The organism is Umezawaea sp. Da 62-37, from assembly GCF_032460545.1.
Taxonomy (GTDB): Bacteria; Actinomycetota; Actinomycetes; order Mycobacteriales; family Pseudonocardiaceae; genus Umezawaea.
The window spans coordinates 10,036,501-10,059,068 of sequence record NZ_CP135965.1 but is presented as its reverse complement, the minus strand read 5'-3'; the positions used below and the strand labels follow the sequence as shown (position 1 = coordinate 10,059,068).

The 22,568-nt window shown below is 69.0% G+C and carries 15 protein-coding genes; 4 read left to right on the top strand and 11 right to left on the bottom strand.

Features of this window, described 5'->3' with window-relative positions; all coding sequences use genetic code 11:
- The first annotated feature begins 179 nt into the window (after positions 1 to 179).
- Genes RM788_RS45530 through RM788_RS45515 form a run of 4 tightly spaced genes read left to right on the top strand, consistent with a single transcriptional unit; the run spans position 180 to position 4,841 of the window.
- Positions 180 to 1,919, top strand: coding sequence for an ABC transporter ATP-binding protein (locus tag RM788_RS45530; RefSeq protein WP_315926961.1), 1,740 nt, complete (start codon positions 180 to 182; stop codon positions 1,917 to 1,919).
- The gene (locus RM788_RS45525; protein WP_315926959.1) at positions 1,916 to 3,676 is read left to right on the top strand and encodes an ABC transporter ATP-binding protein; all 1,761 of its coding nucleotides are present in this window, start codon (positions 1,916 to 1,918) and stop codon (positions 3,674 to 3,676) included. Before RM788_RS45530 ends, RM788_RS45525 begins: the two co-directional genes overlap by 4 nt.
- On the top strand, positions 3,676 to 4,533 hold the full coding sequence (locus RM788_RS45520; protein ID WP_315926957.1) for a class I SAM-dependent methyltransferase: 858 nt from the start codon (positions 3,676 to 3,678) through the stop codon (positions 4,531 to 4,533). The genes RM788_RS45525 and RM788_RS45520 overlap by 1 nt, the downstream gene beginning before the upstream one ends.
- Before the next feature lie 56 nt (positions 4,534 to 4,589).
- A complete protein-coding gene (locus RM788_RS45515; RefSeq protein WP_315926955.1) occupies positions 4,590 to 4,841 on the top strand; it encodes a phosphopantetheine-binding protein in 252 nt (83 codons plus the stop codon).
- Between the two features lie 62 nt (positions 4,842 to 4,903).
- Here RM788_RS45515 and RM788_RS45510 read toward each other — a convergent pair whose 3' ends face one another.
- The 11 genes from RM788_RS45510 to RM788_RS45460 all read right to left on the bottom strand — a co-directional run bounded on the left by RM788_RS45510 (position 4,904) and on the right by RM788_RS45460 (position 22,105).
- Positions 4,904 to 6,754, bottom strand: a complete 1,851-nt coding sequence (locus RM788_RS45510; RefSeq protein ID WP_315926953.1) for an SIP domain-containing protein — start codon at positions 6,752 to 6,754, stop codon at positions 4,904 to 4,906.
- Positions 6,755 to 6,767: 13 nt separating this feature from the next.
- Positions 6,768 to 14,093 carry a non-ribosomal peptide synthetase gene (locus RM788_RS45505; protein ID WP_315926951.1) on the bottom strand — a complete coding sequence of 2,442 codons (7,326 nt, stop codon included), beginning with the start codon at positions 14,091 to 14,093 and terminating at the stop codon, positions 6,768 to 6,770.
- Between the two features lie 10 nt (positions 14,094 to 14,103).
- Positions 14,104 to 14,904, bottom strand: coding sequence for an ABC transporter ATP-binding protein (locus tag RM788_RS45500; protein ID WP_315934911.1), 801 nt, complete (start codon positions 14,902 to 14,904; stop codon positions 14,104 to 14,106).
- A gap of 86 nt (positions 14,905 to 14,990) precedes the next feature.
- The gene (locus RM788_RS45495; protein WP_315926949.1) at positions 14,991 to 16,100 is read right to left on the bottom strand and encodes a FecCD family ABC transporter permease; all 1,110 of its coding nucleotides are present in this window, start codon (positions 16,098 to 16,100) and stop codon (positions 14,991 to 14,993) included.
- Complete coding sequence (locus RM788_RS45490; RefSeq protein WP_315926947.1) at positions 16,097 to 17,143, bottom strand: FecCD family ABC transporter permease; 1,047 nt, start codon at positions 17,141 to 17,143, stop codon at positions 16,097 to 16,099. The genes RM788_RS45495 and RM788_RS45490 overlap by 4 nt, the downstream gene beginning before the upstream one ends.
- Positions 17,140 to 18,126: an ABC transporter substrate-binding protein gene (locus tag RM788_RS45485; RefSeq protein WP_315926945.1), complete on the bottom strand. Its 987-nt coding sequence runs from the start codon at positions 18,124 to 18,126 to the stop codon at positions 17,140 to 17,142. The genes RM788_RS45490 and RM788_RS45485 overlap by 4 nt, the downstream gene beginning before the upstream one ends.
- 73 nt (positions 18,127 to 18,199) lie before the next feature.
- Positions 18,200 to 18,421: a siderophore-interacting protein gene (locus RM788_RS45480; protein ID WP_315926943.1), complete on the bottom strand. Its 222-nt coding sequence runs from the start codon at positions 18,419 to 18,421 to the stop codon at positions 18,200 to 18,202.
- 295 nt (positions 18,422 to 18,716) lie between these two features.
- The gene (gene panD / locus RM788_RS45475) at positions 18,717 to 19,130 is read right to left on the bottom strand and encodes an aspartate 1-decarboxylase (protein ID WP_315926941.1); all 414 of its coding nucleotides are present in this window, start codon (positions 19,128 to 19,130) and stop codon (positions 18,717 to 18,719) included.
- 69 nt (positions 19,131 to 19,199) lie between these two features.
- Positions 19,200 to 19,466, bottom strand: a complete 267-nt coding sequence (locus RM788_RS45470) for an MbtH family protein (RefSeq protein WP_315926939.1) — start codon at positions 19,464 to 19,466, stop codon at positions 19,200 to 19,202.
- A 482-nt stretch (positions 19,467 to 19,948) separates the two neighbouring features.
- Complete coding sequence (tcuA, locus tag RM788_RS45465) at positions 19,949 to 21,397, bottom strand: FAD-dependent tricarballylate dehydrogenase TcuA (RefSeq protein WP_315934910.1); 1,449 nt, start codon at positions 21,395 to 21,397, stop codon at positions 19,949 to 19,951.
- Positions 21,398 to 21,517: 120 nt separating this feature from the next.
- On the bottom strand, positions 21,518 to 22,105 hold the full coding sequence (locus RM788_RS45460) for a cupin domain-containing protein (RefSeq protein WP_315926937.1): 588 nt from the start codon (positions 22,103 to 22,105) through the stop codon (positions 21,518 to 21,520).
- Positions 22,106 to 22,568 lie beyond the last annotated feature (463 nt).

Genomic DNA, 22,568 nt, shown 5'->3' with positions numbered 1-22,568 from the left:
CCACCTGACCGAGGAGAAACTTCCATCAGGTACGGCGACCGCCCCGCGACGACGGCCTGTCGGTGTTCGATCCCGGACAGGTCGTTGCAGGAAGCCGAACTCCCCGAAGCCCGGCAGCGGGTGGCTGCGGCGCTCACGCAGCACCCCGACGTCCTGCTGGGCACGGACCGGGGGCGGTCATGAGGAACGCCTCGCACGCCGACCCGTCGGGGCTGGGGCGGGGACCTCTGACCCGTCGGTTGCCCGTGCTCTGGCAGGCGCCCACCGATCCGCCCGAGGTCCAGCCGTTCGAGACCAGCGCAGAGAGCACGGCCGGTCGATTCCTGTTGCGCGTGATCCTCTCCGTGAGGCGGATCACCGTGCCTGCGACGCTGGCGGCGATCGTGTGGCAGGTGGGCGAGGCCGCGGTCCCGGTGGTGATGGGCCTCGCGATCGACCGGGCGTTGGCGACCGGGGACGTGGGCCAGTTGGTGCTGTGGCTCGGCGTACTGGTGTCCTTGTACATCGTGTTGACGGTGGCGGCGAAGTTCGCCGTCCAGCTGACCGCGTACGCGATACAGCTGTTGCAGCACCGCCTCCGGAGCACCCTTTCGACCGGCGTGCTGCATCCGGTCGGCGGCAGCGTCCACGCGCCGGGCGGCGACGTCGTCTCGGTGATGACCAACGACGTCGCCCGCCTGGCCAACGGGGTCCAGCTCGTGATCATGCCGATCGCGAGGATCACGACCATCGGATTCATCGCTGTGTCGCTGCTGACGACGCACTGGCTGCTGGGGCTCGCGGTGCTGGTGGGGGCGCCGGTGGCGGTGTGGTTGATGGGCGTTCTCAGCGAGCGGCTGTCACGGGACACCCGCGAGTACCAGGGACTGCTGGCCACCACGGTCGGACTGGCCACGGATGTCGTGGCCGGCTACCGGGTGGTCAAGGGGATGCGCGCCGAGGCCGAGGCGACCAGCAGGTACCGGCGGGCGAGCCAGGAGACGCTGGTCGGTGCCAAGCGCAACGCGGGACTGCTGGGGAGGTTCCTGATGGGCTCCGGCGTGGTCACCGGCACGTTCGTCGCAGCGGTGATGGGGCTGGCGGGCTGGTTCGCCGTGGACGGGCAGCTGAGCATCGGCGAGCTGATCGCCGCCGTCGGCCTCGCCCAGGCGCTGCTGCCGCAGATCCAGTCGATCGCGAACGATTCCATCCCCAACCTCGCCGGAGCCCGCGCCTCGTCCGCGCGCATCCTCGACGTGCTGAAGACCGACGTCGCCGTGACGCCCGAGCCCGACGGCGCGGCGCGGCCGGTGGTTCCGCGGCTGCCGGTGCTGGAGGTGTCCACGCCCAGCGCGACGATCCGGGTGGAGCCCGGCGAACTCGTGGGAGTGCGCGCCGACGACCTGACCGCCGCCCGCGTCGCGGAGGCGCTGCTGGATCCCCGCGAGCCCGGCAGCGAGGTGGCGGTGCGGCTGGACGGGATCGCCGCGCGGGAGTTGACCGCGCAGGAGTACCGCTCCTGGGTCACGTTCACGCCGCACCGGGTCACGCTGTTCAGCGGGACGATCCGCGACAACCTCACCGCCACCGCGGCTAGACCCGAGCTGGTGGCAGCCGCGGTGCGGGCTGCGGCATGCGGTGATTTCGCCGCCGATCTCGACCTCCCGGTCGGCGAGGACGGCAATCGCTTCTCCGGCGGCCAGCTCCAGCGACTCGCGCTGGCCCGCGCCTTGGCGAGCGACGCGCCGGTGCTCGTGCTGCACGACCCGACCACGGCGGTCGACTCGGTCACCGAGCACACGATCGCGAAGGGGCTGCGCGAGGTCCGCGCTGGCCGCTCGACCCTGCTGATCACCTCCTCCCCCGCGTTGCTGGGCAGCTGCGACCGCGTCGTCGACCTGCTCGAGGACGCACCGATGCGCGCAAGGACGACGACATGAGCGGGGCATCAGCGGCAACCGGGCACGCGCTGCCGGTCGCGGGCAGCGGGGAGACGGCCAGGGAGGTGTGGCGGCTCAGCCGCGGGCACCGGCTCCGGCTCGCCGCCGTCGGGGTGCTGGGGGTCGTCAGCACCGGCGTCAACGTGATCCCGCCCGTGATCATCGGGTTCCTCGTCGACCGGGTGCAGGCCGGTACCGCCGACCTCGGCACCGTGCTGACGGTCACGGCCGTCATGGCGCTCTCGGCGGTTCTCGGCACGATCGGCACCGCGGTGACGATCGTGCTCGCCACCCGCGTCTACCACACCATCCTCGCCGCGCTGCGCGAACAGCTCGTGGGCCGCGCCATGACACTCCCGCAGCACATCGTCGAACGCGCCGGGACCGGGGACCTGATCTCCCGGACCAGCGACGACGTCACCGCCGTGGCCGATGCCGCACCCGCCGTGATCCCGGCGCTCACCGTCAGCGCGTTCACCATCGTCGTGTCGCTGGGCGGGCTCGCGGCACTGGAATGGCCGTACGCCGCCGCGTTCGCCGTCGTGCTGCCCGTGTACGCGCTCGTCATGCGCTGGTACCTCCGCATCGGCCCGCGGGTGTACGGCGCCGAACGCGCGGCGATGAGCGCGCGGGCGCAGCAGATCCTCGAATCACAGCGCGGCTACGCCACCGTGCTCGGGCTCGGGCTCACCGAGCGGCGGCACCACACCGTGATGGCCGCGTCCTGGGGCGTCGCGGTGCACACGCTCCGGGCGCGCACCGTGATGGCCATGCTCAGCCTCCGCCTGAACCTCGGCGAATGCCTGAGCCTGGCCACCGTCCTCGTCGTCGGCTTCGTCCTGATCGACGCGGACGCGTCCACCGTCGGCGGCGCCACCGCCGCGACGCTGATCGTCCTGCGCCTGCTCGGGCCGATCAACGAGCTGCTGTACGTCGTCGACGACCTCCAATCGGCCCTCGCGTCGCTCAGCCGCATGATCGGGGTCGCCACCATCCCGGAGGAAGCGGGCGAGCCGGCAGCGACAGCGGACGCGGGCATCGCCGTGCGGCTCCACGAGGTGGCATTCCGCTACGGCGACGGCCCCAGCGTGTTCGACGACCTCACCCTCGACATCCCCACCGGTGAGCGCGTCGCCGTGGTCGGCGCCTCCGGGGCGGGCAAGACGACGCTGGCCGCCGTCATCGCCGGCATCCACCTGCCCGGCGCCGGGACGGTGGCCCAGCCCGGCCGAACCACGTTGATCACCCAGGAGACGCACGTGTTCGCCGGCACGCTGCGGGACAACCTCACGCTCGCCGCCCCCGCGGCGACCGACCACGACATCCGCGCAGCGCTGGACGCCACCGGGGCAGCCGGTCTGCTCGACCTGCTGCCGGACGACCTCGACACGATGATCGGCACCGGCGGGCATCCGATCACCGGTGCGCAGGCTCAACAGCTCGCCCTCGCCCGGCTGCTGCTCGCCGACCCGGAACTGGCGATCCTCGACGAGGCGACCGCCGAGGCGGGCTCCACCCACGCGGGGTTGTTGGACCGCGCCGCCGAGGCGGCTCTGCGCGGTCGCACCGGATTGGTGATCGCGCATCGCCTCTCCCAGGCCGCGACCTGCGACCGGATCGTCGTCATGGAGCACGGCCGGATCATCGAGACCGGAACGCATGACGAACTGGTCGCCGCCGGTGGCGTGTACGGCGGGCTGTGGAGCGCGTGGGAAGCCGGACGGAGCATGAACGACAAGTTGGGAAGGACTGACTGATGACGGGAAACGCTGTCGGCACGCCGGACAACACGGCGGTGCGGACCGCATTGTGGCGCGCCTTGCACACACATGTGGACGAGCCGCCGCACGTCCTCGAGGACGTGCTGGGCGCCCGGCTGGCGCAGGACGACGACGGGTGGCGCGAGCGCGGGGACATGGTCCCCGCCGACTCGCGGGGGAAGCGCGCCACGATCGTCGGGCGGGCGCGGTTGACCGAGGACCTGGTCGCGGAGGCCGCGGGCCGCGGCGTGGACCAGTACGTGATCCTCGGCGCGGGCTTGGACACCTACGCCCAGCGCCATCCCGACGCGGGCTCGACCATGACCGTCTTCGAGATCGACCAGCCGGAGACGCAGGCGTGGAAGCGGAGCCGGTTGATCGAACTCGGGTACGACATCCCGGAGTGGTTGCGCCTGGTCCCGGTCGACTTCGAAGCGAACGACGACTGGTGGGATCGGCTGCAGGCGGCGGGGTTCGACACCTCGCGTCCCGCGGTGGTGTCCTGGCTGGGGGTCACCATGTACCTGACCGAACAGGCCACGACGGCGACCCTCGAGCGGGTGGCGAGCCTGCCGTCCGGCTCCTCGCTGATCCTCACGTTCTTCCGCCACCTCGAAGATCTCGCGCCCGAGGACGTGCAGATCCGGCGGACCTCCAGGGAGGGCAACCGGCGGGCGGGTACGCCGTTCATCAGCTTCTACACTCCCGACCAGATCATCGAACTTGCGCGACGGGCAGGTCTCCCCGACGCCGAGCACGTCTCGGCGACCGACCTGGCCGATCGCTACTTCGCGGGCCGGACCGACGGCCTGCGACCGTACAGCGGCGAGGAAGCGCTGATCGCCACCGTGTGACGCGGCAGGCTGGAACTGTCAGAAGAGGTTGGGCAAGCAATGAACGAGGAGTCCTGATGACCCTGAGCACCGAGCAGTTGATCGCCGACGTCGCCGACGTGCTGTACCTCGAGCCCGCGGAGATCGACTACGAGTTGAGCCTCCACGACCAGGGGATGGACTCGGTGCGCCTCATGGACCTGGTGGAGCGGTGGCGCACCGCGGGGGTGGAGCGGATCGACTTCATCACCCTGGCCGAGGACTCGCGACTGGGTCACTGGATCGAGGTCATGGAGAAGTTCCAGGCCGGTGACGAAGTGACTTCATGACCCGGGGGTAGGGCGGTCGCCGGGCTCGTCGTGGACTGCCCGGCGAGCCCACCCACCTCAGGTCACGGCGCCAGCACTCGCACCGTGTTGCCCCACCCCACGAGCGACGTCGCGATCACCTTCAACCCGGCGCCGGCGATGACCGCCTCCAGTTCGGCCTCGGTGCGGTATCCGGACCCGTGGAGCGTCAACCGCAGGATGTCGAGTTCCGCGTCGTGTTCGTCCAACTCGCCGGGATCGAAGGTGTCCTCCACCAGCAGCACCCGGCCGCCGGGGCTCAGGCTCGCGGCGGCCTGCCGAAGGACGAGCTTCGCCTCCGCGTCACGATGCTGCCCGAGCGCGTCGATGATCAGCACGGCGTCCGCGGGTTCGGTCTTCTCGAACACCGACTGCTCGACGATCCTCATCCGGTCGCGTCGCGCCGCGTCCGCGATGCTGAGCGGGATGTCCCCGCGGAACCAGTCCGCCGCGGTGGGGAGCGCCACGATGGTCACCGTCGCCTCCGGGTGCACCGCGGTGAGGTAGTCGGCGTGGACCACCGCACCAGCCGCGTGGACGACCACCTTGCGGACGCCCGCGAGCGCGGGTGACTTCGCGAGCGGGTCGGCGAGCACCTGCGCGAACCGGGACTTGTTCTCCAGGCGCTTGTGCTCGAAGGCCGCATCGCCGCGGAGGGCATCCCAATCCTGGCCGGTCACCGACTCCAACACCGGACGATCGTGGCGGACCGCCGCTTCAAGACCGTGGAACGCCTGCGACATGCGGAACTCGACCCCGCCGGGAACCAGGTGGTCGAGCACGGACTCGTCGGTCAGGAACTCGCCGGTCTCGCTGAGCTTGTACTCATCGCCTTCCCGTTCCAGGAGTTCGATCGCTTGCAGGTACCGCAGGAACTTCGCCAGGGAACGCTCGTTCGCGCCGATGTGCAGTGCGAGCGCGGGCACGGTGCGCACTCCGCGGCTGATGCAGTCGGCGATGCCGAGGTTTGCGGCCGCCCGGATCGCCAGCGGCGGGAGCAACTCCGACATCTCGTGGAACTTCCCGAAGGCCTCGTCGTTGCGCTCGGGGTCCGGCATGGCGGGGTCTTCGTCCAACGCCACGACCTCCGCGCGCCGCCAGTAGCCGGTGAAGTCGATGTCGGACTTGTCGACACCGCGCTCCTCGACGAGGTACCGCCGCAGATCGCGTACCGCGGACTGCTCCCCGGCGAGCCAAGCGAACATCGAGCCCTCTCGCCGGCCGGCCTCGCGCACCGCCCGCAGCAGCAACGGCTCGGATCCCGCTGCCAGTCCGTTCCGCACGATCCAGGTCACCCGGACACCGGGGCGTTCCGGGAAGTCGATCCGGTGCGACTCCTCGGCCACCTCGATGTAGACCTCGGCCCGCGCGTCGTCGGGCAGTTCCCCGAGCAACCGGTCGATCGCCGGGATGGCCGTGTCGTCGCCGACGACGAGGTACCGGTCGTAACCCTCGGGCCGCTTGGTGGAGACCGACGGTCCCCCGACGTGGAGGCGATCGCCGGGGTTCGCGCGGTACGCCCACGTCGTCGCGACGCCCACGCCGTGTCGCACGAAGTCGATGTCGAGTTCGCGGGCCTGCGCGTCGTACCGCCGGACCGTGTAGACCCGCCACAGCGCCGGCGGGTCGGCAGGCCACCTGAACTTGCCGTCCTTGTGGACGGGGACCACCGGCTCGCTTTCGCCGGGGTACGGGAAGATCAGCCGGACGCTGTCGTCGAAACCCTCGCTGGCGAACTCGGGGAAGGTCGTACCGTCGCTTCCGGTGAACGATCCCAGCTGATCACCGGTCAGGGTCACCCTGCGCAGTCCGGGAGTGACGTCGACGACCCGCGCCACCTCCAACTCCCGCAGGGCGATGGTGTGTACGACGGTGGGGCGGGCACGACGCGGCACAGCGACTCCTATCCTAACGACGTTCTTCGGCTAGAGCTTCTCGGAGATCAGTGACCGCTTCCTCTGCGAAGCCGAGGAAAGTGATCGTTGTCATGTCCGGGGTGAGGTGATATCGGATCACCGCGCGGTACAGCTGCTCGGTGCCTTCCAGGGCCGGTGACCCGCTGTCCGGCCCGTAGACCCGCGTGAGGAGCACCGCCGGGGAGGGGGCACGCCGCAATGCTCGGCGTCCGGTCTTGTTGTGGTAGCGCAGCAGTGCCAGCTCGGCGGTCCTGGCCGGTTCGGCCTCGTCGAGCGCGATGGTGGCGGCCGCGGTGAACGAACCGATCGCGTTGCTTTCGGGAGACAGCGGGACTTCTTCGTCGACCAGTGACGCGATGCCCGTTGAGTGGAGCGCGTTGCGGATGGCTTTGCTGACAACGCCTTCGGTGAGGGAGCCGTCCCAGCGGAAGGTGGAGGCGGTGCCGGGAGTGAACGTGGACACGTCGATCGTCCGGGCTCGGGCGAGAAGGCCCTTCCAGCGATCGAGGCCGTCCGTGGCGACCGCGTCACCGGCTGCCTCGATCGCTTCGAGCGCGGGGACGATCGCCGGCCAGCGGGACACTTCTGCTGCGCCGGGCTGCTGAAGTGCCTCCGCCAGACGGTGCAGCGAGGCTCGGTCGACGATCGCCGCGTGGACGGCGAGCACCGCGACCGTCTGTGTGAACGCGAGAGCGGCCGGGCGGCCGGTCGAGATGTCGACGAGATCAACGGCGGCCGACCTGATCGCGTCGACGTTCGTGTCGGCGGTCAGCTCCACGCTCCGGGGCTGGACCGCTTCCGGAGGGAGGAGGTGGGTGAACCAGAGCCGCTTGCCGGTGGCGTCGACCGACAGGCGGAGCGCGTCCGTGTGGGCGACGAGTGAGCGGAAGGACGAGGCGACCGAGTCGCTCGTCGACCGCGCGGGCAGGGTGACGAGTTCGGTGAAGACGTAGTCATCGGGCGCGGCGTCCACCTCGCGCAAGCGTTCGAGGGCAGCGGAATTCGGCACGAGAACCGGCTCCGTCGACATGGCGCCGTGCGTCGACGGCGCGAGCAGCGCGGCGAGGGCGCCGACGGTCCGTCGCACGAACACCTCGGACAGCTTGAACGTCAGATCGTGCTCACGGGCGCGGGCAACGAGTCCGGCCGCGGAAATGCTGTCGCCACCCAGGCGGAAGAAGTCGTTGTCCACGCCGAGGTCGACGTCGTCGCCGAGGTGCAGCACGTCGCGGAAGATGCCGGCGAGGGCGATCTCCGTGTCGGTTCCCGGTGGCCTGCCGTCGGCTGTGCCGGCGGCCAGGCTCGGTTGCGGCAACGCGCGGCGATCCAGTTTCCCGTTCGCCGTGACCGGGAACCGGTCCAGGCGCACGAACGTCGTGGGCACCATGTAGTCCGGCAACGACTGCGCGAGGTGCTCGCGCAGCGCGTCGAACAGCACCTCGTCCTCGGTCGTCGTGGCACTGGCCGTGGTCACGTACGCCGCGAGGTACTTCCCGCCCGCCGGGAGGTCCAAGGCGGCGACCGCCGCACCCGACACTCCCGGATGCTGTTCCAGAACCGCGGAGATTTCGCCGAGTTCGATCCGGTATCCGCGAATCTTCACCTGGTCGTCGCCGCGGCCGAGGTATTCCAGCTGTCCCAGGGAGTTCCACCGCACCACATCACCGGTGCGGTACAACCGTGCGCCCTGGTCGCTGAACGGATCAGCCACGAATCGGTCGGCGGTCAGGCCCGCGCGAGCCACATATCCGTCCGCGAGTTGCACCCCGCCCAGGTACAGCTCCCCCGCCACCCCGACCGGCACCGGACGCAACCACGCGTCGAGAACACGCGCCGTCGTGTTCGCCACCGGACCACCGATCGGCACCCCCGCCGCATCGACGAGCTCGGCCTGGACCACCGGGTGAGCGGTCACGTCCACGGCCGCCTCCGTCGGCCCGTAGAGGTTGTGCAGGTCCGCGTTCTCGAACAGCGCGACGGCACCGGCCGCGGGCGACACGGGCAACGCCTCGCCGGAGCAGAACACCCGTCGTAGCGAGTCCACGGACGTCCGGTCCGGGTTCGAGGTGAGGAACGCCTGCAACATCGACGGCACGAAGTGGGTGATCGTCACCGCGCGACGATCGATCACTTCGAGCAGGTACCGCGGATCCTTGTGCCCGCCCTCCTGCGCCACGACCACCACCGCGCCGGTCATCAGCGGCAGGAAGAACTCCCACACCGACACGTCGAATGTGAACGGGGTCTTCAACAGCACCCGGTCGTGCGCACCGACGCGGTAGGCGTCACGCATCCACCACAGGCGGTTGACCATCGCCCGGTGGGTGATCTGAACGCCTTTGGGGCGGCCGGTGGTGCCGGAAGTGAAGATCACGTACGCGGCGTCCGCCGGGAGCAGCGGACGCGAGACCCGCGGTGGGTCGATCACGCCGGCGTCGAGTCGTCGCCGCACCGGTTCGTCGTCGATCAGCAGGACGCGCACAGGATGATCGGCGAGCACGTGGTGGTGAACACCGGCGGTGGTCCGGTCGGTGATCACCGCACGTGGTTCGGCGTCCGCAAGGATGTGCTTGACGCGTTCGGCGGGGTAGTCGGGGTCGATCGGCACGTACGCCGCCCCGGCGCGGATCACCGCGGCCAGGGCGACCACCAGATCCGCCGAGCGCGGCAGTGCGACCGCGACCCGATCCCCGACCCGCACGCCCTCCTCGACGAGGAGGTGGGCGAGGGCGTTGACCCGCGCGTCGAGTTCGCCGTAGGTCAGTTCACCGCCGTCATCGGCGATGACCGCGACCGCGTCCGGGCCGGCCGCGACCTGACGGCGCACCAACTCGTCAAGGGTCACCCCTGGAACGTCGAGCGCCTCACCGCGCGACCACGCGTCGAGTTGCCGCGATTCCGGCGCGGGCAACAGGTCCAGGTCCCCGATCCGCGCCTCTGGAGCAGCGGCGATCGTCTCCAGCACCGACTTGAAGACGACGACGAACCGCTCAGCGGTGACGTCGTCGAACAGATCGGTCGCGTAGGAGAGCTTCCCCTTCAGACCGTCGAGCGAATCGAAGACGTCGAGGTCGAGATCGGTCTTGACCGCGCCGACCGACGCGGAGGTCTGCGTCGCCTTGACGTTCCCGATGCGCAGGCCGGGCGCGCGGCTTTCCGTGACGCGGTGGGTGAGCATGATCTGGAAGAGGGGGTTGCGGCCGACGGATGGCTCGGTGCCCAGCGCGCGGGTGATCTCTTCGAAGGGCGCGGCCTGGTGCTCGAACCCGTCGAGCACCGTTCGCCTGGTGTTCCGCAGAACGTCGGTGATCGAGTCACCGGCGTGGAACCGGTGGCGGACCGGCAGTGTGTTCACGAAGTACCCGACCAGGTCTTCCAGGCCGTCCTCGGTGCGTCCACCGACCGGCGAACCGATCACCACGTCCGCACCGGCGCCCAGCGCAGACACGGTCAGCGCGGTCGCGGACTGGAGCGTCATGAACATGCTCACGCTCTGCGCGTCAGCGACCTCTCGCAAGCGGGCCACCACTTGTGGATCGATGGTGAACCACAGTTCCGCACTGCGGTGGGTCGGCGCGACCGGCCGGGTCCGGTCCGGCGTGATCGTGGACTCCTCGGGCGCGTCCGCGAGGACGTCCCGCCAGTGGGCGAGGTGCTGGGAGAGCAGCGAATCCGAATCCGACGCCTCCCCCAGGACCTCGCGTTGCCAGATCGCGTAGTCCGCGTACTGGGCCCGCAACGGCGGCCATCCCGGCTCCTGCCCTGCGGCCCGCGCCTGGTAGGCGGTCGACAGGTCGCCCAGCAGCGACGGGAACGACCATTCGTCCACCGCGTGGTGGTGCACCGCGACAACGAACACCCAGTCGTCAGCGCCGGCGCGGAGCAGCGCGACGCGGATCGGGATGTCGACCGCGAGGTCGAACCCGGCCTGCACCACCGCGCCCACCCGCGCATCCACGCCGGCGGCATCCACACCCGTGACATCCTCGACGAGCGCGGAGAGCCTGTCGGCCACTTCGTTCGCTGGAACGACGACCTGACGTGGTGTGCCGTCCTTCTCCACCAAGAGCGTGCGCAGCGCCTCGTGACGAGACACCACATCCCGTACCGCCATGATCAGGACATCGGGATCCGGATCGCCGCTCAAACGCAGCACCACCGGCACCACGTACCGCCCACCCGGCCCACCCAGCTGGTCGATCAGCCAGAGTGCTTGCTGCCCGTAGGAGACGGGTAGTGGGGTTGGGCGTGGCAGATCGCCGATTCGCGGGCCGGACGTCCCGGTGGTTCCGGTGGTGGTGTCGGCGATACGGGCGAGTTCGCTGATGCGGGGGTGGTCGAAGACGTCGCGCAACGTGAATGCGGAGCCGAGTTGTGCGTTGGCGCGTGCGACGACCCGTGTGGCGAGCAGTGAGTGCCCACCCAGGCGGAAGAAGTCGTTGTCCACGCCGAGATCGGTGTCGTCGGCGAGGTGCAACACATCGCGGAAGATGCCGGCGATGGTGATCTCGGTGTCGGTTTGCGGCGGCCGACCATCGGCCGCACCCGTGGTCAGGTCCGGTTGCGGCAACGCGTGGCGATCGAGCTTTCCGTTGGCGGTGACCGGGAATCGGTCCAGGCGGGTGAACGTCGTGGGAACCATGTAGTCCGGCAGTGACCGTGCCAAGTGCTCGCGGAGTGCGTCGAACGACACTGCGCCCGTGGTCGTCGTGACGTACGCGGCCAGGTATTTTCCGCCGGCGGGGTGGTCCAAGGCGGCGATGGCGGCACCCGACACCGCTGGGTGTTGTTCAAGGACGGCACGGATTTCGCCGGGTTCGATCCGGTAACCGCGAATCTTCACCTGATCATCGCTGCGGCCGAAGTATTCCAACTGCCCCAGGGAGTTCCACCGCACCACATCGCCCGTGCGGTACAACCGCGCGCCCTGGTCACTGAACGGATCAGCCACGAATCGGTCAGCGGTCAGGCCTGGGCGTGCGACGTATCCATCCGCGAGTTGCACCCCGCCCAGGTAAAGCTCCCCCGCCACCCCGACCGGCACCGGGCGCAGCCACGTGTCAAGAACACGTGCTGTCGTGTTCGCCACCGGAACACCGATCGGGGTGCTGTCGGTGATGACGGCCGCCGTGCCATCGCCGGTGACCTCGGTCGAACCGTAGAAGTTGTGCAGCACTGCTTGGGGTGCGGCGGTTCGCATGGTGTTCGCGGTGCCCGCGGTGAGCGCTTCACCGGAAGAGATCCAAGACCGGATCGTTGCCAGCGCTGCGGGTGCGTCGTCATGGCGGACGAGGACATCGGCCAGACTGGGCACGGTCAGCAGGTGCGTGACGCCGTGTCGGGCGATCGTGTCGAGCAGGCCCGCTGGATCCTGCGCGGTTTCCGCGGGCACGACCACGATCCGGGCACCGGCGATCATCGGCCCGAACAACTCGGTCACAGCGTCGACGAAACCCACGCCGCTCTTCGAGAGCGTCACATCGCCTGGTTGGTAGTCCAGTACTCCCTGACCCCATGCCAGGCGGTTGACGAGTGCGCGATGCGTGAGGGCCACGCCCTTCGGGTTGCCCGTCGTTCCCGATGTGAAGATCACCACGGCAGCGTCGAGGTCGTTCAGCGGCCGGGACAACACGGGGGCGGTCTTCTGACCAGTGGCCAGATGCTGCTGAACTTCGGAGATGACCAGCACAGGTGCGGCGTTGTCGAGGATGTACTTGATGCGTTCCGCGGGGTATGCCGGATCGATCGGCACGTAAGCCGCCCCCGCGCGCAATACCGCGGCAAGTACCACGACCAAGTCCACCGAGCGCGTCATGGCGATCGCGACGCGGTCCCCGACACGCACGCCCTGCTCGATCAGGAGGTGGGCGAGAGCGTTGACCCGTGCGTCGAACTGGCCGTAGGTGAGTTCGACGCCGTCGGCGACGACCGCGACCGCGTCCGGATCGGCCGCGACCCGCTGGCGCACCAACGCATCCACCGTCACCGGCGCGACATCGAGCGTCTCGCCCTGCGCCCACGACGGATCAGCGGTGAATCCGGTGCTCAGGTCGTGCAGGGTCCGGCCAGGGTTCCCGTCGAGGACGGCGTTGAGGAATCGGCCGAACTGCTCGGCGTGCACGAGCGGATCGCTCGTGGCCGACCCAGCGGACAGCTCCAACCGGATTCCCGTCTCGGGGTGGCGGTAGATCGCGAGGTCGAGCGATCCGACCGGACCGGTGCTGATCGTCTCAGGGATCGCAACGACGTCACCCAAGCGCGGCATCGAGTCGAAAAGTCTGATGTTGATCGTCGGGAGCGTGAGGTACGAGGCCTGACCGCCCGGCCACAGACGCGCGATCTGGTGGTCTTCGACAGTCGCGTGGCGCCGGGAAGTCCTCAGCTGGTCTGCGACGATCTTGAGAACGTCTTCGAACGTGTGGTACGGGCTGATCTCGGTGACGACCGGAATCGCCCTCGAGATCGCGCTGGGCGTTTTCAGCGATTCACGATCGTCGCGCAACATCAGGGGAACCCGGACGGCTGCCCAGTCACGACCGTCGACCAGAGCGGTGTAGACGCCCCACAGCGCGATCAGGGAATCGGTCCAGGACACCCGAGCCGTGCGGGCGAACTGCTGAGCCTTCGAGTAGGTGTCGCCGGGTGTCGGGACGACGACCGGCTGACTCGAGGCCACGAAGACCCCGGACAAGCCTTCCGCGTCCTCGTGGCCGACGTACTCGATTCCGAGGACGGTGCTCCAGTACGCGACGTCTTCTTCGGCCCTGGAATCGTTGTGCCCGTTGATGTTCTCGAGGGTGCCGAACCAGCGGTCCGGGACCGGATCACCGGCCTGGAGCGCGGAGTAGACCTCGGCGACACGGCGGATGAACAGCGAAATGCTGTAGCCGTCGACGAGCAGGATGTTGGTGACCAGGATCCACGCCCAGGTGCCGTTCTCACGACGGACCAGGGTCGATGTCGTCGTCGGTTCCCCAACGGCACTGGCTGGTGCCGCGGCGAGTCGTCCGCGGGCCAGCACCCGGATCCGATCATCGCCATGGCCCGCGTCGACGATCTCCGTCGAGAGTGTCGTGGCGGTGTCGACGTACTGGAAAGGGACACCGTCGTCGTCGCCGAAACGCACCCGCAGTGCGTCGGTCTCCGCGAAAGCAGTGCTCACCGAGGACGCGAACACGGCCGGATCGACCGGGCCGTCCAGCCAGATCAACTGACCCGCGCTAAAAACCGAGGACTCGGGGGCGAGCTTCCGTGCCACCCAGTTGCCCCGCTGGCTCGCAGTCAACTCCACGCGATCAAAAGCCGTCAACGGAAGCACACCCACTTCTCTACGCGGTCGTTTCGGTTGTGGGTGCCGCTCGTGGGCGCTCACGGCCCAAGGGCACGACTGACGGGGTACCGGCGACCGGATCGGGTACGACGAGGCAGCGGAGTCCGAAGACCTCGTGCACGAGGTCGGCGGTCACGATCTCGGCAGGCGGGCCTTCGGCGACGACATGGCCGTCCTTCATGGCGATCAGGTGGGTGGCGTAGCGGGCGGCGTGGTTCAGGTCGTGCAGCACGGCGACCAGGGTGTGGCCGACGTGGTGCAGGTCGGTGAACAGTTCCATCAGCTCGATCTGGTGGGTGATGTCGAGGAAGGTGGTCGGCTCGTCGAGCAGCATGATGCTCGTGTGCTGCGCGAGCGCCATGGCCACCCACACCCGCTGGCGCTGACCACCCGACAACTCGTCCACCAGGCGGCCGGACAGGTCGGTGACCGCGGTTTGGTCCATCGCCCGCAGCACGGCCTGCTCGTCGGCCTCGGTCCACTGCCGGATGAATCCCTGATGCGGATACCGACCCCTGGCCACCAGATCGCCCACGGTGATGCCGTCGGGGGCGATGGAGGTCTGCGGCAGCAGTCCGACCCGCCGCGCCACCTCCTTGGTCTTGAAGGAGTTGATGTCGGCGCCATCGAGGACGACCTGCCCCGCCGACGGTTTCAACAGCCGGGACAGGCCGCGCAGCAGGGTGGACTTGCCGCACGCGTTCGGACCCACGATCACCGTGAACGACTCGTCGGGGATCGCCACCGACAGCTCTCGGGAGATGACGCGCTTGTCGTAGCCGATCGTCGCCGACTCCACGTGGAGCCGTGAGCCGTTCGGGCGCGGAGTGGACGCGGGTGCGCCTGCCGCTGCCGCAAGACCGTCGACGGCACTGGTGTGGGTGCTCAAAGGCGTCTCCTAGCCTCGGTGATCAGCAGCCAGCCGAGGTACCCACCGCCGAGGATGACGGTGATGATGCCGACCGGCAACGGGGTTGGGGCGACGTGCTGGGCGATGTAGTCCGCCACCAGGCAGAGCAGCGCGCCGACCAGGGCCGCGGGAGCGAGGGTGATCCCCGCGCCGCGGGTCAACCGGCGTCCGATCTGCGGCGCGACCAGCGAGATGAACGCGATCGGGCCCGACGCGGCCGTGACCGTCGCCGTCAACGCCACCCCCAGCACGATCAGCCCGAGACGAGTCGCCGAGACCCGCACCCCCTGGGCCGCGGCCGCGTCGTCACCCAACTCCAGTTGCCGCATCGGCCTGCTCGACATCGCCGCCAGCAGCAGGAGCACGGCGATGCAGGCGCCACCGAAGGCGACCTGGCCCGAGGAGACGCCGTTGAGCGACCCGGCCCTCCACGCCGCGGCGGCCATCGCCTGGTCCAGCTCGGCTTTGAGGATCAGCCACACGTTGAGCGAGCCGAGCAGCGCCGAGATGCCGATGCCCACGATGATCAGGCGGAACCCCTGCACACCTCGCCGGTAGGCGAGCAGGTACACGGCGACGGCCGTCGCGATTCCGCCGATCAGGGCTCCGCCGACCAACTGCCAGTAGCTCCCGTTGACGAGCAGGAGCACGATCAGCGCCCCGGTGTAGGAGGCGTCGGTGAACCCGATGATGCCGGGGTCGGCGAGCGGATTGCGCAGCGTCGACTGGAAGATCGCGCCGCTCACCCCCAGCGCGGCGCCGAACACCAGCGCCGCGGCGACGCGGGGCAGCCGCCACTCGACCACGATGTCGTGGACGAGCCCGGTCGTCCCACCGGTCAGCGCGGAGACCACCTGTCCCGGACTGAGCTGGTACGAGCCGGTCATCAGCGCGAGCACGGCCATGCAGACGACCGCCAGCGCGAGGACCGCGCAGACGACGACCGAGCGCCGCTCGAACCGCACCGCGACCCCCCGACGCCGCAGCACCAGCACCCGCCGCCCGAAGTCCACGCGGCGCGTACCCGGCGACCAGGCCGTCCGGGAGGAGCCGGCGTGCGGATCGAATCCGCTGGGCGCGCTCACAGCCCGCTCGCTTTCTTCTGCCGCACCAGCGCGATGAGCACGGGGGCGCCGACGAAGGCGGTGACGACGCCCACGGGGATCTCGCCGGGCCGCATCACGACCCGGCCGAGGATGTCGGAGGCCAGGAGCAGGATCGGGGCCAGCAGCACGCTGTAGGCGATGATCCAGCGCTGGTGCGGGCCGACGATCCAGCGCGCGACGTGCGGGACCATCAGTCCGACGAAGCCGATCGGCCCTGCGATCGCGGTGGCGCCGCCCGCGAGCAGGGTCAGCGCGATGATCGCGAGGATCCGGGTGCGCACCAGCCGGACGCCCTGGGCGACGGCCAGTTCGTCGCCGAGGGCCATGGCGTTGAGCGGGCCCGACACCGCGAAGGCCAGGAGGAGCGCGATCGCGAAGAACGGCAGGGTCGGCCACAGCAGGTCGAGCGGGCGGCTCACGATCGAACCGGCGTTCCAGGATCGCATCGCGTCGAAGGCGTCCGGGTTGGTCAGTTCGAGTGCCGAACCGGCACCGCCGAGCACCAGGCTGACGCAGACCCCGGCGAGGACCGTCATCACCGGCGACTGGCCGCGGCGGGTCGACCCGAGGGCGAGCACCACGAGTGTGACGATCAGCGCTCCGGCGAAGGCGAACCACATGTAGCTCTGGATGTCGCGGACTCCGAGCAGCCCCACCGCGACCGTCACCGCGAAGGAGGCGCCCGCGTTCACCCCGAGGATGCCCGGATCGGCCAGCGGGTTGCGGATCAACGCCTGGATCAACGCCCCGGCGACCCCCAGCGCCATGCCCACGACCAGTCCGACGACGGTGCGCGGCAGCCGGAAGTCCCGGATCGCGAACTGGTCGATGTCGTTCGACGGGTGGAACAGGGCATCCCACACCGCGGTGGGCGGGATGGCCGTCGATCCGATCATCATGCTCGCCACCAGCAACCCCAGGAGCACGGTGAGCGCGACGACCAGGCCGATCAGACGACGACGCGGTCCGGACACCGACTTGGTGCCCGGACCGGCGGATCGACGCAGCGCGAGATCGGTCACTTCTTGGCGGGGAGGGTCGCCAGTGCGGTGTCGAGTGAGTCGAGGTACCGCAGAACCGAGCCGTAGGAGTTGTTGCCGGGGCAGAAGACCCCGAGCGCGTGACCGGACTGCACGGTGGGAAGCGCCTTCCAGGTGTTGGTCTCGACCACCGGGGTGAAGACCTCCGTCGGCTTCCCCTTGGCGTCGGCGGGATACGTGATCACGTCGTACTTGGACAGCTCTGCGAGCTGCTCGAAGGGCAGGTTCGCGTAGGCCAAGGGGTCGGCGCCTGCTTCCGCCTTGGGGAAGTTCAGGCCGATGTCGTCCTGGGCGATCTCGACGCACCCGATGTCCCCGATGACGAACGTGCCGGGATCGGAGCTCGTGTAGCGGTCGAGGTTGACGAACTTGGTGTTCTGGATGGCGTCCGAGTACGTCTGCTTCATCTTGGCGACGCGACCCTCGAAGTCCGCCTTCTGCTGGCCGAGCGCGTCCTTCACGTTGCCGGCCTCCGCGATCGCCTCGGCGAGCGCCTTCCACTCGGTGTCGAGCCCCCAGAAGACCGTCGGGGCGATCGACCCGAGTTGTTCCTCCATCTTCTCGAACTCGGCATCGGGAATCTGGACCAGGATGAGGTCCGGTTTGAGGCTGGCGACCTTTTCCAGGTCCACCTCCTCACCGAGGTTCGTGGCCTTCTCGAACGTCGCGCGCTGCTCCTCCGGCAACAAGCTGAGTTCGGACTCGGCCACCCCGGTGACGCCCACCGGCTTGCCACCCATGTCGATGAACGGCAGGTCCGTGTTGCCGATCGTGACGACCCGCTGCGGGGCGGTGGGGACCTTGATGTCGCCGTTGCCGCCCTTGACGGTGCGGGTCTCGTCGGACTCGCCGGCAGCGCTGTCGCCGCTGTTGTCGGCGCTGCCGCAGGCCGTGAGGACGAGTGCGACGCTCAGGATCGCTGCGGCCAGGGCCGCACCGCGCCGTCTCGGGGATGTCGTGGTCATGGGTGTGCTCTTCCTCTTCTTCTTCATCTGGGCACAGGAGGTCGGTGGTTGCCGGTGTTGAAGACTTCGTCGATCAGCAGCGCTCGCGGTTCCAGCCGGTGACGACACCGCGATCCACGCCGATGCCGTGCCTGACGAAGTCCACGTCCAGCTCACCCGCCTCGGGGTCCCGGCGACGCACCGTGCAGACCTTCGACAGGGGCCTCGGTTTCCTCGGCAGGTCCACCACCCGCACGACTTCGACCTCCCGCAGGGCCAGGGGGTGCGCCGTGGGACGGCGTGAGGTCTTCGACATGCCGAGTGCGGGCCTTTCCGATCTTCTTCCGGGCTGATGAGGCCGCGCTCCATCGACGCGGGCCTTTAGGTCATATTAGGTAACCCTTACCTTAAAAGCCAGCGCTGGACACCAGCTGCCCGCCTCGGCTTCCGAGAGCACGCGCCGTGGACGAGGTGCGGCAGGAATCGTTCGCCAGGGGGTTCCGGTCCAGCCGCCGAAGCTTTCGTCGGACGCGATCGCGACGGGGGCTTTCCCTTCACGTCCGGTCAACAGAACCGAAGGAGCCCGCCACCGAACCAGCGCGCCGAGGGCTTCACCTCACGCGGCCGGAAACCTGACCTTCCGCCCCTGGCACCGGCTCCGCGAGGTCGTTGCCCAGGGCGATGATGCGGTTGTCGGCGTCGACGTGCACGACCTTGGGCTGGTAGCCGGCCAGTTCGGACTCCTCGGCCAGCACGAAGGACATGATGATCACCAGATCGCCGGGGTGGACGAGATGTGCCGCCGCGCCGTTGATGCAGATCTGGCCACCTCCCGCGGGCCCGATGATGATGTAGGTCTCGAGACGGGCCCCGTTGGTGATGTCGACGACCTGGACCTTCTCACCTTCGGCCAAGCCCGCGGCACGCGCGAGGTCTTCATCGAGCGTCAGCGAACCCACGTAGTGCAAGTCGGCCTGGGTGACGGTGGCGCGGTGGATCTTTCCGCCCAGGAGTTGGCGAAGCATGTCCGGCTCCTCTATGAGTTGTGCGGGGTGGGTTCCGCGGGATCAGTCGATGGTGTTCAGGCCGTCCTGCTACGCAAGGGCGGTGCCGGCGGCCTTGCCGGTGTCGTGCGCCTCGTACCGGGAAATGTGGTCCCGCAACGACTTCGGGCGGATGTCGGCCCAGTGCTCGTCGATCCAGTCGAGCACTTCCCGACGCGGCCTGCCGCCGGGCTCGCCGTACGCGATGCTCCAACCGGTCGGCACCGGCTTGAACATCGGCCACACCGAGTACTGCTCCTCGCGGTTGATCAGCGCGTAGAAGGAACCGTTGTCGTCGTCGAACGGGTTCTGGGCCATGGGTGCTGCTCCTCGTCGTTCCTATCGGGGGTCGGTCCGGACCGCGGCAGGCGATCGCCGCCCGGTGGCGGGGTGATCGGGCTGCTCGTCGGTGATCGCACGCGGGATGTCGGCGGCGCGGACCGCGAGGTCGGACAGCGGCGACGAGGACGACCCGTCACTGCTCGGCCCAAGCCTGCCGCGGGTCCGCGGGACGGAACCCGGTGGCATCGACCTCGCCGCCGGCAGGACCTCCCGATCCGAGACGACGGTCACCGCCCTCGATCAACTCATCCCTCGTCATCCGGTGATGGCCCCTTTTGCCACAGGTCACGATCGAACGGCGCGATGACCGGTCATCCCTCGTCGAGGGATGACCGTAGCACCAACAACTTAGGTAAGCCTAACTTCAGTTGGCGTACGCCGCAAGCCACCACGACCCACCTCCGAGGAGATCATCGGCGGCCCAAACCCGTATCGAGGCACGCGGGCCGCCCGGCGACTCAGGCGAGCGAGCCCGCACGTCGCCCGATCACCATTCCCGCGGTCAGGCCGGCACCCGTCGGGTAGTTCGCGCTGAAGAGCCCCCCGAGCGTCTCACCGCACGCGAAGAGTCCGGGGATGGGCTCACCCGACCGATCGAGCACCCGGCCGTCAACGTCACCGCGAAGGCCACCGAAGGTGAAACTGATCCCGCAAGTCACCGGGTACGCGTAGAACGGCGACGCCTCGACCGCCGATGCCCAATTGCTCTTGACGGGCTCCACCGCCGCGCTGCGGCCGTCCTTGATCGACGGATCGAGCGGACGGCTGGTGTCGATCGACGAGTTGAACTCCCGAACCGTCCGCACGAACCCGGCGACATCGACGTCCATGGCCGCGGCGAGCTCTTCGAGGCTGTCGGCGACAACCGGGACGATCCCCGGCATCTCGTACTCGTACGCCGCCAGCATCGGGCGCGACTTCGCGTCGAACACCTGGAACGCCACCGAACCCGGCTGTTCGAGGATCACCTTGCCGTACTTCGCGTACGTGTAGTTGCGGAAGTCCGCGCCTTCGTCGAAGAACCGTTGCCCCAGCCGGTTGACAACGATGCCGAACGGATAGCCGTACCGGCTGAGCCGGTTCGTCAAGGCACGGTTGCTCTCGTTCTCGGGAAACGACGCGTCCCACGGAACACTGTGGCAGGTCGACCAGTCACCTCCACGATCCGCGCCCACCTCCAGGGCCGCGTGGATCAGGTCACCGGTGTTGTACGGCGTGCCACGCACCTTCGCGTGCTGCCAGCCGTCCCCCAGGTAGCGCTGACGCCATTCCGCGTTCGCCTCGAAACCGCCGCTGGCGATCACCACCGACTCGGCCCGAAGCTCCTGATCGCCCATCCGGACGCCGACGACCGAACCACCACCGGTCATCAGTTCCGTGACCGGGCAGCCGTAGCGCACCTCGACTCCGAGTCGTGACGCGACGCGCTCGTGGGCCGACATCAGCCCGGGTCCGCCATCGACGTTGCACACGTGCGATCCACCCCAGAACACGAAGGTCCCGTCGGGGCCCTCGTGAGCCTGCCGGTCGTACATCAGCCGGAATCGCAGCCCCAACGCGTGCAGCCAGCGGACAGCGTCACGCGAGCCCTCGACGACAGCCTCGGCAAGCTCCTTGTCCCCCCGCCCTCCGGTGACCCGCTCCAGATCGGCCAGGAACTCCGCCGCCGGATACGGCGGGACCTCGGTACGCGCGTGACGCTCATCGGGCTCGAGGACCTCGAGCAGGTCGCCGAGCCCGTCGTGCACCATCCGGGTCGAACCCAGGGTGTAGTAGCTGTTCCCACCGGCATGCGCCCGCGGCGCCTTCTCCAGCAGCACTACACGTCGCCCACGCTCGGCCGCCGCGTGAGCCGCGCAGTAACCGGCGTTTCCCCCGCCCACCACGACAACCTCTGGATCCCGCATGTCCACCTCCCACCGACAACCCGACCGGCCGGCATCGACCGCGGTCAGGCTGAGCGGCGGCACCATCCACGTGCGCCGCGGCCAGTCCTCGATCCGCCGCTCGGCCTGCAGCTGCGGAGCTTAGCCTTGCCTAAGTTGAGTATTCGTGTGTTCTGGATCACCGCCCCGCGCTGTCGTGGCAGTGCGCGAGCCCTGTCGGGCCGGGGGACGCGGCGGCGTCGAGCGGCAGTAACGCCGGATGATGTCGCCATGCGCGGGGAAGCGCGCTGTGAGCTCGTCGGACACACCGAGGGTCATGTCCGCGTAGTCGAATCCGGGCGCCACGGCTTCACTGATCAGAGCGTGATCTCCGGTGGTCAACTCGGAAGCCTTCCAGGTGCCGCCCGGCACAGCGATGGTGAGGAGTTGCCCTTGGTCCGGGTCCTGACCGAGGACAGCGGTGCTGTACCGCCCATCCGGGTCGAGCAGGTGGTACGTGACCGGCTCGCCGTGGTGGTGGAAGTGCAGGATGTCGGACCGGTTCAGATGCCAGTGCCCGACGGGCGACCCGTGGGTGAGCAAGTAGTGGATCGAGGTCAGCGTGTAGCGCTCGCCCGCGGGCGTGGGCGTTCGAGGACGGTGATCCGCTTGGAAGGTCCGACGGAAGTACCCGCCCTCCACGTGAGCTTCCAGGCCGAGGACGTCGATCCAGTCTTGTGCGGTGCGCACGGCGTTCTCCCGTGATCATGGAATTCGATCGCCCGGATTGCCATCCGACCGACGACGGTGATGATAACCAGGAGACGACTGCGATCCGATATCCCCTGAATGCGCGGCCAGGCCCGGTATAAGGACTGCCACCACCACAGGACCGAGCAACGGCCACGCCACCCGGACGATTCGCGAGGTGGGCACTCCGCGGTCCACCAGGTCGACAACGTCTGCTCGATGGCGTTCTCCGCTGGCGAGTACTTCCTCTCCCCCGTTCCCGTGTTGCCTCGACTCATCCACGAAATCCCCCGGCAGCCGCACCCCGGACAGCATTCCGATCGATAACGAGGGATGCGTCTCATCCTTCCGTGTTCGGACTTCACTCAATGAGGTTTTGAGCCAGGACGCGGCCGTTTCCGCCTTGTCGGGCCTCTGGATCGAATGCTTCGATCCGCCAGGAATGCGGTGTCCCGAAGAATGA

Coding starts and splice junctions, on each gene's coding strand:
- RM788_RS45525 (WP_315926959.1), top strand. CDS start 1,916: ATGAGCGGGGCATCAGCGGCAACCGGGCACGCGCTGCCGGTCGCGGGC.
- RM788_RS45470 (WP_315926939.1), bottom strand. CDS start 19,466: ATGGCCCAGAACCCGTTCGACGACGACAACGGTTCCTTCTACGCGCTG.
- RM788_RS45530 (WP_315926961.1), top strand. CDS start 180: ATGAGGAACGCCTCGCACGCCGACCCGTCGGGGCTGGGGCGGGGACCT.
- RM788_RS45485 (WP_315926945.1), bottom strand. CDS start 18,126: ATGACCACGACATCCCCGAGACGGCGCGGTGCGGCCCTGGCCGCAGCG.
- panD (WP_315926941.1), bottom strand. CDS start 19,130: ATGCTTCGCCAACTCCTGGGCGGAAAGATCCACCGCGCCACCGTCACC.
- RM788_RS45515 (WP_315926955.1), top strand. CDS start 4,590: ATGACCCTGAGCACCGAGCAGTTGATCGCCGACGTCGCCGACGTGCTG.
- RM788_RS45480 (WP_315926943.1), bottom strand. CDS start 18,421: ATGTCGAAGACCTCACGCCGTCCCACGGCGCACCCCCTGGCCCTGCGG.
- RM788_RS45520 (WP_315926957.1), top strand. CDS start 3,676: ATGACGGGAAACGCTGTCGGCACGCCGGACAACACGGCGGTGCGGACC.
- tcuA (WP_315934910.1), bottom strand. CDS start 21,397: ATGCGGGATCCAGAGGTTGTCGTGGTGGGCGGGGGAAACGCCGGTTAC.